The sequence below is a fragment of the Kluyvera genomosp. 2 genome (genome assembly GCF_036759865.1).
Classification (GTDB): domain Bacteria; phylum Pseudomonadota; class Gammaproteobacteria; order Enterobacterales; family Enterobacteriaceae; genus Kluyvera; species Kluyvera ascorbata_B.
Window position 1 is genome coordinate 155841 of sequence record NZ_JAPKIA010000012.1, and the last position, 15104, is coordinate 170944.

Below are 15104 nucleotides of genomic sequence, written 5' to 3' on the forward strand. Positions count from 1 at the left end.
CTCGCTCAACTTAATGCGCGGCCATTTCACCTGACGGTGCGGTGACGGCATTCTGCGCGCGAACGCAGTACATCAGCACGACCGATGCCAGCAGGGCAATCGCCATAAACGTGTAGGAAACGCCCGGCCCACCGGTTACGCCGTTGAGGTAGCCCACCAGCCACGCGCCGAGGAAGGCACCCAACGCGCCGAAGCTATTAATCATCCCCATCGACACGCCGGACACATTGCGCGGCAGCAGCTCGGGGATCAGCGCAAAGAACGGCCCGTAAGGCGCGTACATACAGGCAGCGGCAACGACCAGCAGCGCGTAAGAGAGCCAGAAGGACTGGTTGCCCAGCATCCACGAGGCAAAGAACGCAATAGCAGCAATCAGCAGCAGCGGCCAGATAAACAGCTTACGATTCTGAAACTTATCGGATAGCCAGGAAACGGTTAGCATCAGACAGATAGCCGCCAGGTACGGTACCGCCGCCAGCCAACCCACCGCCACAATGTCCATCCGCGCGGCATTTTTCAGGATTGACGGCATCCACATCATGAAGCCATATACGCCAATGCTCCACAGCGCATGCACCGCACAGAGCATAATGACGCTACGTGAGCGCATGGCTTCACCGTAGTTACGCATCGGCTTGATATCGCGCTGTTCGCGGTCCATCGCCTGCTGTAACGCCCGTTTTTCCTCCTCGCTTAACCAACCCGCATCAGCCGGTTTATCGCGCACCAGAATCACCCAGCAGAATGCCCAAATGACCGCAGGAATACCTTCAATGATAAACATTTCGCGCCAGCCCCAGGCTTCAATCAGATAGCCGGAGACAATCGACATCCACAGGACCGTGACCGGGTTACCGAGAATCAAAAAGGTGTTGGCGCGTGAACGCTCCGTTTTAGTAAACCAGTTGCTAATATAAATCAGCATCGCAGGCATCACCGCCGCTTCGACTATCCCGAGAATAAAGCGGATCGCCATCAGCGTCGGAATATTGCTCACAAAACCGGTTGCCGCGGCGCAAAATCCCCAGAGGATCAGGCTGCAAAAAATCATTTTACGGACGCTATGTTTAACGGCATACATGGCGCCAGGCACCTGGAAAAAGAAATATCCCAGGAAAAAGAGCGCGCCAATCAGCGAGGCCGTGCCTTGGGTGATCCCTAAATCGTGTTCGATACCGGCGGCAGCGGCAAAGCCGTAATTCGCGCGATCGAGGTAGGCTAAGCTGTAGGTAATAAAAATAATCGGCATTAAATACCACCAGCGGCGCGCCGGCAGTTTTGCGAGCATATTCATACTCACTCCTCGGATTATCATTAAAGGATGAGGTCGCTTCCCGCGGCCTCGTTAGCGATCAAACCGCGGCCAGCATGCCGCCATCGACAAACAGAAGGTGTCCATTCACAAAGTCAGAGGCCGGGGCAGCCAGATAAACGGCTGCACCAATCAGCTCTTCCGGCTTGCCCCAGCGGGCGGCGGGCGTGCGCTGGAATAACCAGGCAGAGAAAGCATCATCGTTAACCAATGCGGTGGTCATTTCAGTCGCAAAATAGCCGGGGGCGATGCCGTTGACCTGAATATTGTATTCCGCCAGCTCTACGCACATTCCGCGGGTTAACATTTTGACCGCGCCTTTTGAGGCGGCATACGGCGTGATCGTTTTGCGCCCAAGTTCGCTTTGCATCGAGCAGATGTTAATAATCTTGCCGCGGCGGCGTTGCACCATATAGCGAGAAACCTGCTGTGAAACCAGAAAGACCGATTTCTGATTCACATCGATAATTTTGTCCCATTCCGCTTCCGGAAACTCGGTAAAGGGATAGCGGCGCTGAATACCCGCGTTGTTAATTAAGATATCAATGGCCCCCACCTCCTTTTCGATTTGCGCAATGGCGCGCTCCACCGCCTCTCCCTGCGTGACGTCAAAACCGTAGCCAACGGCGCGATACCCCTGCGCCACCAGCTTGTCGGCCGCCGCCTGCGCGCGTTCGCGGGTGATGTCGTTAATCACAATTTCAGCCCCGTGCGCCGCCAGGCCACTGGCCAGCAGGTTACCGATCCCCTGCGCGGAGCCGGTAATCAGCGCACGTTTGCCGCTAAGATCGAATAGATTTTTCATGAAAAAACTCCTTTTTTAATAACTGTTACGCGTAACTGTATACGCGTAACAGTAGAAAATAGAAGATCCAGGAAGGAGAAAATGATCGTTATGTGATCAGGTTTGCATTTGCGTGCAAGATGAAAAAAAGAAGAGTTGGCCTGATACGCATTGCGTCACCAGACCGTCAAAGCATTGTGCCGGATGGCGGCGTAAGCGCCTTATCCGGCCAACAAAACGCAAGCGCCGGGGCCGCCCCGGCACACGTTAAACGTCTTTCACCCGCGCGGTCATCGCCAGCGTCACCAGCGAGATCCCCGCGATCGCCCAATACACCGAAAAGTGACCAAAGTTTTGCGCCAGCGCGCCCTGTACAATCCCGGCAAGAATAACCCCGGTAGAGATACTGTTGGTAAACAGCGTGGTGGCCGCACCGGCGCGCCCTGGCATCAGGTCCTGGAACCACAGCATGCCAATCCCGGCGACAATGCCGATAAAGACGGCGTTAAACAGCTGTAATATCAGCAGCGCGGTATGGCTGTGGAAGAAGATAAGCCCGACGTAGAACAGCACACCGGCGGCTACCGCAGTGACCATCATCCGGCGCTTACCGAAGTGCTTCACGTAGTAGCCCGCAATGATCATCGCCGGAATCTCCAGACCCGCGGCCGTCCCCATCAGGATGCCCGCCAGGCTATCCGGCAAGCCAAGATCGCTGCTGATCCACAACGGCATGTCGATGATATACATGGTATTGCACGTCCACATCAGCGTGGAGGCAATAAACAGAATACGTACGTTGCTGTCCTTCCAGCCGCCTGTGGGCTTCTCCAGCACGTCGGCGGGCTGCTCCACCCGCGCCACCGAAGGCAGCGTGAGCGCAATCAGCATCAGGCTAATGGCAAAAATCACCGCCGCAATAGAAAACATGGCCGTAAAGCCGTAGTTCAGCGCCAGCATAAAGGCCAGCGGCGGGCCAATCACCCACGCCAGCGATAGCTGCGCGCGCATGACCGAGCTGAACATCACCACTTCGCGCGCCGAGCTGTCCGCATATTCGCGCGCCAGCGCAAACAGCTGCGGCATCGCGGCGTTCGCCATTGAGGCCAGCATCACGCCGCAGGTAATCAACGTCAAATAATGGCGATTGAAAGCGAACAACAGCGCGTTGCCGACGGCCATCAGGCAGCAAAACATGATCAGCTTGCGCCGATCGCCCCGGCTGTCGGATCGCCTTGCCAGCGCCAGGCTAACAACGATCCCAGCGATGGCGTTAACGGTGTAAAACAGCCCAACCCAGAACGGCGGCACCCCCACTTCACGACTGAGAAACAGGCTCAGCGTCGGCGCCTGTAGCGCCCCCGCAACGCCCATCATAAATGCCACCAGCATAAAAGCGGCGTACACACCGTTGAGACGTCGTCCCATCGTCATTAACCAGAGCATGAGAAATCCTTTAAGCACGCGAGAAAGAATAAAAAAAAGCCAGCAGATGATACCTGCTGGCAAATACTCAGTCACACATGATTAGGCGAATTAATGTTCAGAGGTCGGTTTCGTAACTTCCCACTGCATCAGCGCGTTCAGAACGTCAAGCCGCTGCGCCGTCGCCTGGCGGGCCAGCCAGGAAATACTCTGCGTCGCGGCAAAATAGCGCTGGTAGAACTGATGGATGGTAGACCCCTTCATAGACACCTCCTCGCTTCATCGAAATCCATTATTGGCCTAATATAGGGATTAATAAATTGCTGAGTTTTTATCAGGAGTTCCCCTTTTATGCCTTCAGGTCGATTACAACAGCAGTTCATCCGTTTATGGCAGTGCTGCGAAGGCAAATCGCAGGAGACAACGCTCAACGATCTCGCCGCGCTGCTGAACTGTTCGCGCCGCCATATGCGCACGCTCTTAAATACCATGGAAGCGCGCGGCTGGCTGACGTGGGAGGCGGAGGCCGGACGCGGCAAGCGTTCCAGACTCACGTTCCTTTATACCGGGCTGGCATTACAGCAACAGCGCGCGGAAGATCTTCTGGAACAGGATCGGATCGATCAGCTGGTGCAGTTGGTCGGAGACAAAGCGGCGGTCCGTCAGATGCTGGTGTCTCATCTGGGCCGTAGTTTCCGCCAGGGGCGGCACATTTTACGGGTTCTTTACTATCGCCCGATGCATAATCTGCTGCCCGGTACCGCGCTGCGCCGCTCGGAAACCCACATCGCCCGTCAGATTTTCAATGCGTTAACCCGCGTAAATGAGGCAAATGGGGAACTGGAAGCCGATATTGCTCACCATTGGCAGGAAATTACCCCCCTGCACTGGCGTTTTTATGTGCGCCCCGGCATTCACTTCCATCACGGGCGTGAACTGGAGATGGAGGATGTGATCGCCTCTCTGGAGCGCAGCATGACGCTACCGCTGTTTTCCAACATCACGCGCATCCACTCCCCTACCGCCTGGGTGCTGGATGTCCACCTGGCCGAAGCCGACCGCTGGCTGCCGTGGCTATTAAGCCAGGTGTCGGCGATGATCCTGCCGCGCGAATGGCAAACGCTGGCCAATTTCTCGCGGATGCCGGTCGGCACCGGGCCGTACGCGGTCGCACGTAACAATCTTAACCAGCTGAAGATCCTCGCCTTTGATGATTATTTTGGCTTCCGGGCGCTGATTGATGAAGTGAACGTCTGGGTGCTTCAGGAAATCAGCGAAGAGCCAAACGGCGGCCTGACGCTGGAAGGTTCCACCGAGAGCGAAAAAGCGGTCGAAAGCCGCCTTGAGGAAGGCTGCTATTATCTGCTGTTCGACGCCCGCAGCCCGCTCGGCAATAACCCGGCGGTGCGCCAGTGGCTCAGCCATGTCTTTCATCCCAATAATCTGCTTTATCGGGCAGGAGAGCAGCACCAGAGCCATTGGTTCCCGGCCTACGGCCTGTTACCGCGCTGGCACCATGCGCGCAGTCGCCCCTGCGAAAAACCCGCCGGGCTGGAATCGGTGACCCTCACCTATTACCGCGAACACGTTGAGCACCGCACCATCAGCCTGATTATGGCGGCGCTGCTGGCCGAACATCAGGTCAAACTTAACATTCAGGAGGTGGATTACGACGAATGGCACCGCGGCGAAGGGGTCAGCGACATCTGGCTCAACAGCGCTAACTTTACGCTGCCGCTCGATTTTTCACTGTTTGCCTATTTGTATGAAGTCCCGCTGATCCGCCACTGCATCCCGATTGACTGGGAACAGGACGCACGACGCTGGCGAGCGGGCAACCTGCCACAGGCCGACTGGTGCCAGCAGCTGTTGGCCAATCAGCGCATGGTACCGCTGATCCATCACTGGCTGATGCTCCAGGGCCAGCGCAGTATGCGCGGCGTACGCATGAATACCCTGGGCTGGTTTGACTTTAAATCCGCCTGGTTTGCGCCGCCGAATCCATAGGGCTTTTGATTTATTCACGTAATCATTACAATGTGCCGTTCTCAACGGGGTGCTGCGCCAGATGCGTGGCTGAGAGATACCCGTCGAACCTGATCCGGATAATCCCGGCGAAGGGATTTGAGGCTAACTCAAAATCCTTTGCCACCCATTTACTGAGGTGCAAAGTGCTCAAGAAATTCCTCCCCCTGTTAGTGCTGGTTGCCGTACCGGCGTTCGCAAAACCGGTCCTGACGGTCTACACCTATGACTCTTTTGCCGCCGATTGGGGCCCCGGCCCGGCGGTGAAAAAAGCCTTTGAGGCCGACTGTCACTGCGAGCTGAAGTTCGTGGCGCTGGAAGATGGCGTTTCGCTGCTTAACCGTCTGCGAATGGAAGGCAAAAACAGCAAAGCGGACGTGGTGCTGGGGCTGGATAACAACCTGCTGCAGGCGGCCACCGACACCAAACTGTTCGCCAAAAGCAACGTTCCGGCGAGCGCAGTGACGGTTCCCGGTGGCTGGAACAACGACACCTTCGTGCCGTTCGACTATGGCTACTTCGCCTTCGTCTACGACAAAAACAAGCTGAAAAACCCGCCGAAGAGCCTGAAAGAACTGGTGGAAAGCGACCAGAAGTGGCGCGTTATCTACCAGGACCCGCGCACCAGTACGCCCGGCTTAGGTCTGCTGCTGTGGATGCAAAAAGTCTACGGCGACAAAGCGCCGGAAGCCTGGCACAAGCTGGCGGCGAAGACCGTCACCGTCACCAAGGGCTGGAGCGAAGCCTACGGCCTGTTCCTGAAAGGGGAAAGCGACCTGGTGCTCAGTTATACCACCTCGCCGGCCTACCATATTATCGAAGAGAAGAAAGATAATTATGCGGCGGCGCCGTTTGCCGAAGGCCACTATTTGCAGGTTGAGGTGGCAGCCAAAACCGCAGCCAGCAAACAACAAAAGCTGGCAGATGAATTCCTGAACTTTATGGTTTCGCCAGGCTTCCAGAACACCGTCGCCACCGGTAACTGGATGTACCCGGTGACTCAGGTCGCCCTGCCGGAAGGCTTTAACGGTCTGGTCAAACCGCAGACCGCGCTCGAATTCACGCCGCAGCAGGTCGCCAGCGAACGCCAGAACTGGGTTAATACATGGCTCCGCGCCGCCAGCCGCTAATTCCGGGCTGGCTCTACCCGGGCCTCGCGGCCACCGCGCTGATGGTGGCCGTCGCCCTGGCGGCCTTTCTGGCGCTGTGGCTCAACGCCCCGGAAACCTCATGGTCTACGCTGCTCGGCGATAGCTACCTGTGGCACGTCGTGCGTTTTTCATTCTGGCAGGCGTTTCTCTCGGCGCTGTTGTCGGTGCTGCCCGCTATTTTTCTCGCCCGCGCGCTGTACCGACGACGTTTTCCCGGCCGCCAGCTGCTGCTGCGGCTGTGCGCAATGACGCTCATTCTCCCGGTGCTGGTCGCGGTGTTTGGTATCCTCAGCGTTTACGGCCGCCAGGGCTGGCTGTCGCAGCTGTTCGCCTGGCTCGGCTGGCAGTGGCAATTTTCCCCTTACGGCCTACAGGGCATTCTGCTGGCGCACGTCTTTTTCAATATGCCCATGGCCACCCGTCTGCTGCTACAAGCGCTGGAGCAGATCCCCGGCGAGCAGCGCCAGCTGGCCGCCCAACTGGGCATGCGCGGCTATCCGTTTTTCCGCTACGTCGAGTGGCCGTGGATGCGCCGGCAAATTCTGCCCATTGCCACGCTGATTTTCATGCTCTGCTTCGCCAGCTTCGCCACCGTGCTGTCGCTGGGCGGCGGCCCTTCCGCTACCACCATTGAGCTGGCCATCTACCAGGCGCTGAATTTTGACTACGACCCGGCGCGCGCGGCCATGCTGGCATTAATTCAAATGACCTGCTGCCTGACGCTGGTGTTATTGAGTCAGAGAATGAGCCGGACAATCGCCGTTGGCGCTAGCCAGATCCAAGGCTGGCGGGACCCGGACGATCGCTGGCATAGCCGCATTACCGACGGCGTGCTCATCGCCTTCACGCTGCTGCTGATGCTGCCGCCGCTGCTGGCGGTGGTCGTCGATGGCCTTCAACCCTCGATGCTGAACGTTTTCGCCCAGCCGATCCTGTGGCAGGCCATCGGCACCTCGCTGCGGATCGCGCTCGCCGCCGGGCTGCTGTGCGTGGTACTCACCATGATGCTGCTGTGGAGCAGCCGCGAGCTGCGGGCGCGTAACCAAGCGCTCGCTGGTCAGGCCATGGAGCTCAGCGGCATGCTGATCCTCGCTATGCCGGGCATCGTGCTGGCGACCGGCTTCTTCCTGTTACTCAATAATACCGTCGGCCTGCCCGACGCCGCCGACGGGATCGTGATTTTCACCAACGCGCTGATGGCGGTTCCCTACGCGCTCAAGGTGCTTGAAACACCAATGCGTGACATCACCGCCCGCTACAGCGTGCTGTGCGCTTCATTAGGTCTGTCCGGCATTCACCGCCTGCGGATCGTTGAGCTACGCGCGCTCAAACGCCCTTTAGCGCAGGCGCTGGCCTTTGCCTGCGTACTGTCGATTGGCGATTTCGGCGTGGTGGCGCTGTTTGGTAATGACAATTTCCGCACGCTGCCGTTTTATCTCTATCAGCAGATTGGCGCCTACCGCAGCCAGGACGGCGCGGCGACCGCGCTGATTCTGCTGCTGCTGTGTTTCCTGCTGTTTACCCTTATTGAAAAATTACCCGGACGCCATGCTAAAACTGAATGATGTCACCTGGCTGTACCAGCATCTGCCGATGCGCTTTAGCGCCACCATTGCGCAGGGCGAAAAAGTGGCGGTGCTGGGCCCGAGCGGCGCGGGGAAATCCACGTTGCTCAACCTGATTGCGGGTTTTCTGACGCCTGCCAGCGGCACCATCATGCTGGAAGGTCGCGACCATACCCACTCCCCGCCGTCGCAGCGGCCGGTATCGATGCTGTTTCAGGAAAACAACCTGTTCAGCCATCTGACGGTAGGCCAGAACATCAGTCTGGGAATGAGCCCACGCCTCAGGCTCAGCGCCGACCAGCAGCGCCGAATGCAGACCATTGCCGGGCAAATGGGGATTGCATCCATGCTGGACAGGCTGCCGGGCGAACTCTCTGGCGGCCAGCGCCAGCGCGCGGCGTTGGCCCGCTGTCTGGTACGCGAGCAGCCAATTCTGCTGCTGGACGAACCGTTCTCTGCGCTCGATCCGGCGCTGCGCCAGGAAATGTTGCAGCTGGTGGATGACGTCTGCCAGCGCCAGAATCTGACGCTGCTGATGGTATCGCACAGCATTGAAGACGCGGCCCGGATTGCGACGCGCGCGATAGTCGTCGCGGAGGGGCGGATTGCCTGGGACGGGGAAACGCAGGCATTGCTAAGCGGTAAAGTGGAGGCTTCTGCGCTGTTGGGCATCGGGAGTTGATGCTCTGCCGGATGGCGGCTGCGCCTTATCCGGCAAAATAACGCCTACACCCCCACCACCTTGCGCAGTATATCGATATACACCGGCATCAGCGGATGACGAATCGCGCTGACCAGCGCCACCACGCCAACGCCCAGCATCAACGGAGCCAGCATCAGCAAGCGCTGGCGCGTCAGCAGCGCGCTCAGGCGATCGTGGTTCTCTTTGGCGCTGCGCCACAGCCGCCAGCTTAGCCAGGCCCCCAGCCACAGCAACAGCGCTGCCGCCAGCAGCAGCCACTTAAAGCTGGCGCTGTTCTCATCGGCCGGAATATCGATCGCCGCACCGGCAAGGATCCCCGGCAGGAAATACAGCGGCGGCCACAGCAGGCAGCCAATAATATTCGGCGGGATAAACTTGGCAACCGGCAGATCGAGCATCCCGGCCACCATCGGGACCACCGGACGCGTCGGCCCAATGAAGCGCCCAATCAGAATGGTAAACATGCTGTGCTGGTGCAGCGCATGTTCGGTTTTATCGAGCAGCGCTTTATTTTTCTTCATAAAGGACCAGCGGTGCAGCGGCTTCTTAAAGCGCCAGCCCAGCCAGAAAGAGATCCAGTCGCCCAGCAGGCAGCCGATAATGCCCACCAGCCATGCCTGCCAGAAATTCACTTCGCCGCTGCCAATAAGCGCGCCAAGCCCCGCCATCATTACGGTACCCGGCAGAATAAGCCCCACTAACGCCAGTGATTCCAGAAACGCCACCAGCGCCACCGCAATCAGCGAGTAGGTCGTGGACTGCGTAATAAAATGTTCCAGAAATGCTTGCATAGAGTGCCCGGTTTGAAAACGAAGCGGGGATTTTCCAGAGCACCCAGCGCATCGTCAAGCCTTCAATTGTCTATAGAGTTTACTGGCAAAGACAAAAGCCGACACAGCGCATTTCCTTTTCTTTACTTTTTATTCACACCCGGCGCGAAATTCGCTGGGGCTGGCACCGGTACATTTTTTAAAAACCCGGGAAAAATAGAGCTGATCTTCAAAGCCCACGTTACGCCCCACGGTGGCAATGGGCATACGGGTGGTGCTCAGCAGCAGCTTGGCCTGGCTGATGCGCTGATCCTCACGCCAGCTCAGTACGCTCACGCCCAACTGCTGGCGGAACAAATGCGACAGCCGGGATGGCGACAGGCAAACGTGCTGCGCGACGCTGGCAATATCAAACTGGCTATCGGCAAGGTGATCGCTGATGTACTGACAGGCATCGCGCACGCGGTTATCCATCGGGGGGTGCAGCGATTCGTTGATCGCTTCCATCCGCCGCAGCAATAGCTGCTCCAGCAGGTTAATCGCCAGCAGCTCAGAGTAACGCCCCACGCCCTGACCGGCTTCAATAATCTTGCCAAATAGCTCGGCAACCTCAGCCTGGTGCGCTTCATCCGGACGATAAAAACCGGTTTGCGCCACGATAGCAGGCCAGTTAAGCCACTCGTGCCAGTAGGCGCGAGGACGGAAGTAAACCCACTGGTGATACCACTCGCTGGCGTCGGGATGACGGCCATAGTGGTGAATTTCGCCTGGCGGAAACAGCAGCATGTCCCCCTGACGGCAGACGAACTGTTTCCCCTGATTTTCAATCACCCCTTCTCCACGCACCGTCAGATTGAGAATGAAACCTTTCATTCCCAGCGGGCGGTCGATGAAAAAGTCGAGATAGCCGCCGGCTTCAATCGGCGTAAGCCCCGCCACCAGGTGGGCGTTAAAGGAGTAACCAGGCAGCAGGGGATCGTTTTGCATTTCAGCCATTTCTGCTCGCTCTCATTGATATCTGAAGAAACCAATTATCCATATTCGACTTTTTATCGGTACGGCCGCCGCACGCCATCAATAACAGAACCAGCGCCGCTGTCAACCCCGTTATTTCAAGGCACTTACGGAATATAGCCCGGCTTACAGCCACAACAGAAGTGTCTATAAAGACGACAGAAAAGTCCACATTGATTATTTGCACGGCGTCACACTTTGAGAGGTCACAGCAAGATCATCCATAAGATTAGCGGTTCCGGCCTGACGTTTTTTTTCGCGGATATCTACTGTTTCTCTATCACGTTTTCTTTGAGATGGAGTAACACGATGGCAATCGCAATTGGCCTCGATTTTGGCAGTGACTCGGTCCGCGCCCTGGCGGTGGATTGCGCGACGGGCGAGGAGATCGCTACCCACGTCGAGTGGTATCCGCGCTGGCAGGAAGGGCGTTTCTGCGACGCGCCAAATAACCGTTTTCGCCACCACCCGCGCGACTATATCGAATCCATGGAAGCCGCACTGAAGGGCGCGCTGACCGCGCTTTCCAGCGCGCAGCGCGCGGACGTCGTCGGTATCGGCGTCGACAGCACCGGCTCGACCCCGGCACCGATTGATGCCGACGGCAACGTTCTGGCGCTGAAAGAAGAATTCGCCGACAACCCGAACGCTATGTTCGTGCTGTGGAAAGACCACACCGCGGTTGAAGAAGCCGAAGCCATCACCCGCCTGTGCCATCAGCCGGGCAAAGAAGATTACTCCCGCTACATCGGCGGCATTTATTCCAGCGAATGGTTCTGGGCCAAGATCCTTCACGTCACCCGCGCAGACCGAGCGGTGGCGAAGGCTGCCGCTTCATGGGTAGAGCTGTGCGACTGGATTCCGGCGCTGCTTTCCGGCACCACCCGTCCAGAGGATATTCGCCGCGGGCGCTGCAGCGCCGGGCATAAATCTCTGTGGCACGAAAGCTGGGGCGGTCTACCGCCAGCCACGTTCTTTGACGAACTGGACCCCATTCTCAACCAGCACCTGCCGCACCCGCTGTTTACTGAAACCTGGACCGCCGACGTGCCGGTGGGCACGCTGACCGCCGAATGGGCGCAGCGCCTGGGCCTGTCCACGCAGGTCACCATCTCCGGCGGCGCATTTGACTGCCATATGGGGGCGGTTGGCGCGGGCGCGCAGCCTAATGCGCTGGTGAAAGTCATTGGCACCTCAACCTGCGACATCCTGATTGCCGATAAAGCAAGCGTGGGCAGCCGCACGGTAAAAGGCATCTGCGGCCAGGTCGATGGCAGCGTCGTGCCGAATTTCATCGGGATGGAAGCGGGCCAGTCCGCGTTTGGCGATATCTACGCCTGGTTTGGCCGCGTGCTCGGCTGGCCGCTAGAACAGCTTGCCGCGCAGCATCCGGAACTGAAAGCACAGATCAAGGCCAGCCAGAAACAGCTGCTGCCCGTGCTGACGGAAGCCTGGGCCGCCAACCCATCGCTGGATCATCTGCCGGTGGTGCTGGACTGGTTTAACGGCCGCCGCACGCCGAATGCGAACCAGCGCCTGAAAGGCGTCATTACCGATCTCAACCTCGCGACCGACGCGCCGGCGCTGTTTGGCGGCCTGATTGCCGCCACCGCCTTCGGTGCGCGCGCCATTATGGAGTGCTTCACCGAGCAGGGAATTCCCGTTAACAACGTCATGGCCCTGGGCGGTATCGCGCGTAAAAACCGCGTCATCATGCAGGCCTGCTGCGATGTTCTGAACCGTCCACTGCAAATTGTCGCCTCCGATCAGTGCTGTGCGCTGGGGGCCGCTATTTTTGCCGCCGTCGCTGCGGGCGTTTACGGTGATATTCCTGCCGCGCAGCAGCATATGGCCAGCCGCGTCGAACACACCTTACAGCCGCGTCCGGCGCAGGCGCAGCGCTTTGAAGAGCTCTACCAGCGCTACCTGCAGTGGGCCGTGACGGCCGAACAACACTATCTCCCTGCCGCGCCATCGGAAAAAACCGCCGCTGGCCGCGCCGCTCTGACTCATTAAAGGATACGAACATGACCGTTTTTGATAATTACGAAGTATGGTTTGTCATTGGTAGCCAGCACCTGTATGGGCCGGAAACGCTGCGTCAGGTGACGCAAAACGCCGAACACGTGGTCAATGCCTTAAACGCCGAAGCGAAGCTGCCGTGTAAACTGGTGCTGAAACCGCTGGGCACGCGCCCGGACGAAATCACCGCAATCTGTCGCGACGCGAACTACGACCAGAAGTGCGCCGGGATGGTCGTCTGGCTGCATACCTTCTCTCCGGCGAAGATGTGGATCAACGGCCTCACTCAGCTCAATAAACCGCTGCTGCAGTTCCATACGCAGTTCAACGCCTCCCTGCCGTGGGACAGCATCGATATGGACTTTATGAACCTGAACCAGACCGCGCACGGCGGCCGCGAGTTCGGCTTCATCGGCGCGCGTATGCGCCAGCAGCACAGCGTGGTCACCGGCCACTGGCAGGACAAACACGCGCAGGAACGCATTGGTTCCTGGATGCGTCAGGCAGTATCCAAACAGGATACCCGCCAGTTGAAAGTGTGCCGCTTCGGCGACAATATGCGTGAAGTCGCGGTGACCGACGGCGATAAAGTCGCCGCGCAGATCAAGTTCGGTTTCTCCGTCAACACCTGGGCCGTCGGCGACCTGGTGCAGGTGGTTAACGCGGTGACCGACGGTGAAATCAGCGCACTGGTCGACGAATACGAGAGCAGCTATCGCTTTACGCCGGCCACTCAGATCCACGGCGATAAACGCCAGAACGTGCTGGACGCTGCGCGTATTGAGCTGGGCATGAAGCGCTTCCTCGAAGAGGGCGGCTTCCACGCCTTTACCACCACTTTTGAAGATTTGCACGGCCTGAAACAGCTGCCGGGTCTCGCCGTGCAGCGCCTGATGCAGCAAGGTTACGGCTTTGCTGGCGAAGGCGACTGGAAAACCGCCGCCCTGCTTCGCATTATGAAAGTGATGTCGACCGGTCTACAGGGCGGCACCTCATTTATGGAAGATTACACCTACCACTTTAACGGCGGTAACGATCTGGTCCTCGGCTCGCACATGCTGGAAGTGTGCCCGTCGATTGCCGTCGAAGAAAAACCGCTGCTCGACGTTCAGCACCTCGGCATCGGCGGCAAAGCCGATCCTGCGCGCCTGATCTTCAATACCCAGACCGGTCCGGCGGTTGTCGCCAGCCTGATCGATCTCGGCGATCGCTATCGCCTGCTGGTCAATACCATCGAAACCGTGAAAACCCCGCATGACCTGCCGAAACTGCCGGTCGCCAATGCGCTGTGGAAAGCACACCCGAATCTGGAAACCGCGTCTGAAGCGTGGATCATCGCCGGCGGCGCGCACCACACGGTGTTCAGCCATGCGCTGACGCTGGACGATATGCGCCAGTTTGCCGAGCTGCAGGATATCGAAATTGCCGTCATCGATAACGACACGCACCTGCCGGCATTCAAGGACGCGCTGCGCTGGAACGAAGTGTATTACGGGTTTAAACGCTAAGCCGCTTTCCCCTCACCCTAACCTTCTCCCCCAGGAAGAGGGCCGGGGTGAGGGAAATCCAGTTTGTAGGCCGGATAAGCGAAGCGCCATCCGGCACTCAGGAGTTAACATGTTAGAAGATCTTAAACGCCAGGTACTGGAAGCCAATCTGGCACTCCCCAAACACAATCTGGTCACCCTGACCTGGGGCAACGTCAGCGCCGTCGACCGCGAGCGCGGCGTGATGGTGATTAAGCCGTCCGGCGTCGACTACAGCGCCATGACCGCTAACGATATGGTGGTGGTCAGCCTCGACACCGGCGAGGTGGTTGAAGGAACGAAAAAGCCCTCTTCCGATACTCCCACCCATCGCCTGCTGTATCAGGCATTCCCGACGCTGGGCGGCATCGTGCACACCCACTCGCGCCACGCCACCATCTGGGCACAGGCGGGGCAGTCCATCCCCGCCACCGGCACCACCCACGCCGACTACTTCTACGGCCCGGTGCCCTGCACCCGTCTGATGACCGATGCTGAAATCAACGGCGAGTATGAATGGGAAACCGGCGCGGTGATCGTCGAAACGTTCCGCGAAAAAGGGATCGATCCGGCGCAAATGCCCGGCGTGCTGGTGCACTCTCACGGCCCGTTTGCATGGGGAAAAAATGCTGAGGACGCGGTGCACAACGCCATCGTGCTGGAAGAAATTGCCTATATGGGTATTTTCTGCCGCCAGCTGGCGCCGCAGCTTCCAGACATGCAGCAGACGCTGCTCGATAAACACTACCTGCGCAAACACGGCGCCAAAGCCTATTACGGGCAGTAGGCCTGATAAGCGAAGCGCCA

At 58.4% G+C, this 15104-nt stretch carries 13 protein-coding genes and 1 riboswitch; of the genes, 7 read left to right on the plus strand and 6 right to left on the minus strand.

Going from position 1 to position 15104, the window contains the following annotated elements:
- Positions 1-10: 10 nt before the first annotated feature.
- From V6942_RS14755 to sgrT, 4 genes are all read right to left on the minus strand, one after another.
- Positions 11-1294: an MFS transporter gene (locus tag V6942_RS14755; protein ID WP_333501402.1), complete on the minus strand. Its 1284-nt coding sequence runs from the start codon at positions 1292-1294 to the stop codon at positions 11-13.
- 58 nt (positions 1295-1352) lie between these two features.
- Positions 1353-2117 (minus strand): gluconate 5-dehydrogenase, encoded by a 765-nt coding sequence (gene idnO, locus V6942_RS14760; RefSeq protein ID WP_106925373.1) that lies wholly within the window; start codon positions 2115-2117, stop codon positions 1353-1355.
- A 246-nt stretch (positions 2118-2363) separates the two neighbouring features.
- Entirely contained in the window at positions 2364-3542 is a 1179-nt protein-coding gene (locus tag V6942_RS14765; protein ID WP_106925371.1) for a sugar efflux transporter, read from the minus strand.
- 90 nt (positions 3543-3632) lie between these two features.
- Positions 3633-3785 carry a glucose uptake inhibitor SgrT gene (sgrT, locus tag V6942_RS14770; protein WP_106925369.1) on the minus strand — a complete coding sequence of 51 codons (153 nt, stop codon included), beginning with the start codon at positions 3783-3785 and terminating at the stop codon, positions 3633-3635.
- Between the two features lie 87 nt (positions 3786-3872).
- On the opposite strand from sgrT, the gene sgrR reads away from it, so the two are divergent.
- The 4 genes from sgrR to thiQ all read left to right on the plus strand — a co-directional run bounded on the left by sgrR (position 3873) and on the right by thiQ (position 8944).
- Entirely contained in the window at positions 3873-5528 is a 1656-nt protein-coding gene (sgrR, locus tag V6942_RS14775; RefSeq protein WP_182929474.1) for an HTH-type transcriptional regulator SgrR, read from the plus strand.
- Positions 5529-5563: 35 nt separating this feature from the next.
- Positions 5564-5662, plus strand: a riboswitch (TPP riboswitch).
- 30 nt (positions 5663-5692) lie between these two features.
- Positions 5693-6676: a thiamine ABC transporter substrate binding subunit gene (gene thiB, locus V6942_RS14780; protein ID WP_182966229.1), complete on the plus strand. Its 984-nt coding sequence runs from the start codon at positions 5693-5695 to the stop codon at positions 6674-6676.
- Entirely contained in the window at positions 6652-8262 is a 1611-nt protein-coding gene (gene thiP / locus V6942_RS14785) for a thiamine/thiamine pyrophosphate ABC transporter permease ThiP (protein ID WP_182966227.1), read from the plus strand. Before thiB ends, thiP begins: the two co-directional genes overlap by 25 nt.
- Positions 8246-8944: a thiamine ABC transporter ATP-binding protein ThiQ gene (thiQ, locus tag V6942_RS14790; RefSeq protein WP_182929477.1), complete on the plus strand. Its 699-nt coding sequence runs from the start codon at positions 8246-8248 to the stop codon at positions 8942-8944. The genes thiP and thiQ overlap by 17 nt, the downstream gene beginning before the upstream one ends.
- Before the next feature lie 44 nt (positions 8945-8988).
- Here thiQ and V6942_RS14795 read toward each other — a convergent pair whose 3' ends face one another.
- Positions 8989-9756 carry a DedA family protein gene (locus V6942_RS14795; protein ID WP_106925361.1) on the minus strand — a complete coding sequence of 256 codons (768 nt, stop codon included), beginning with the start codon at positions 9754-9756 and terminating at the stop codon, positions 8989-8991.
- Between the two features lie 129 nt (positions 9757-9885).
- Positions 9886-10731 carry an arabinose operon transcriptional regulator AraC gene (araC, locus tag V6942_RS14800; protein ID WP_106925359.1) on the minus strand — a complete coding sequence of 282 codons (846 nt, stop codon included), beginning with the start codon at positions 10729-10731 and terminating at the stop codon, positions 9886-9888.
- 327 nt (positions 10732-11058) lie between these two features.
- Here araC and araB point away from each other — a divergent pair, with 327 nt between their 5' ends.
- The 3 genes from araB to araD all read left to right on the plus strand — a co-directional run bounded on the left by araB (position 11059) and on the right by araD (position 15084).
- A complete protein-coding gene (gene araB / locus V6942_RS14805; protein WP_333501403.1) occupies positions 11059-12765 on the plus strand; it encodes a ribulokinase in 1707 nt (568 codons plus the stop codon).
- Between the two features lie 11 nt (positions 12766-12776).
- Positions 12777-14279, plus strand: coding sequence for an L-arabinose isomerase (gene araA / locus V6942_RS14810; RefSeq protein ID WP_333501404.1), 1503 nt, complete (start codon positions 12777-12779; stop codon positions 14277-14279).
- A gap of 109 nt (positions 14280-14388) precedes the next feature.
- A complete protein-coding gene (araD, locus tag V6942_RS14815; protein WP_106925353.1) occupies positions 14389-15084 on the plus strand; it encodes an L-ribulose-5-phosphate 4-epimerase in 696 nt (231 codons plus the stop codon).
- Positions 15085-15104: the final 20 nt, after the last annotated feature.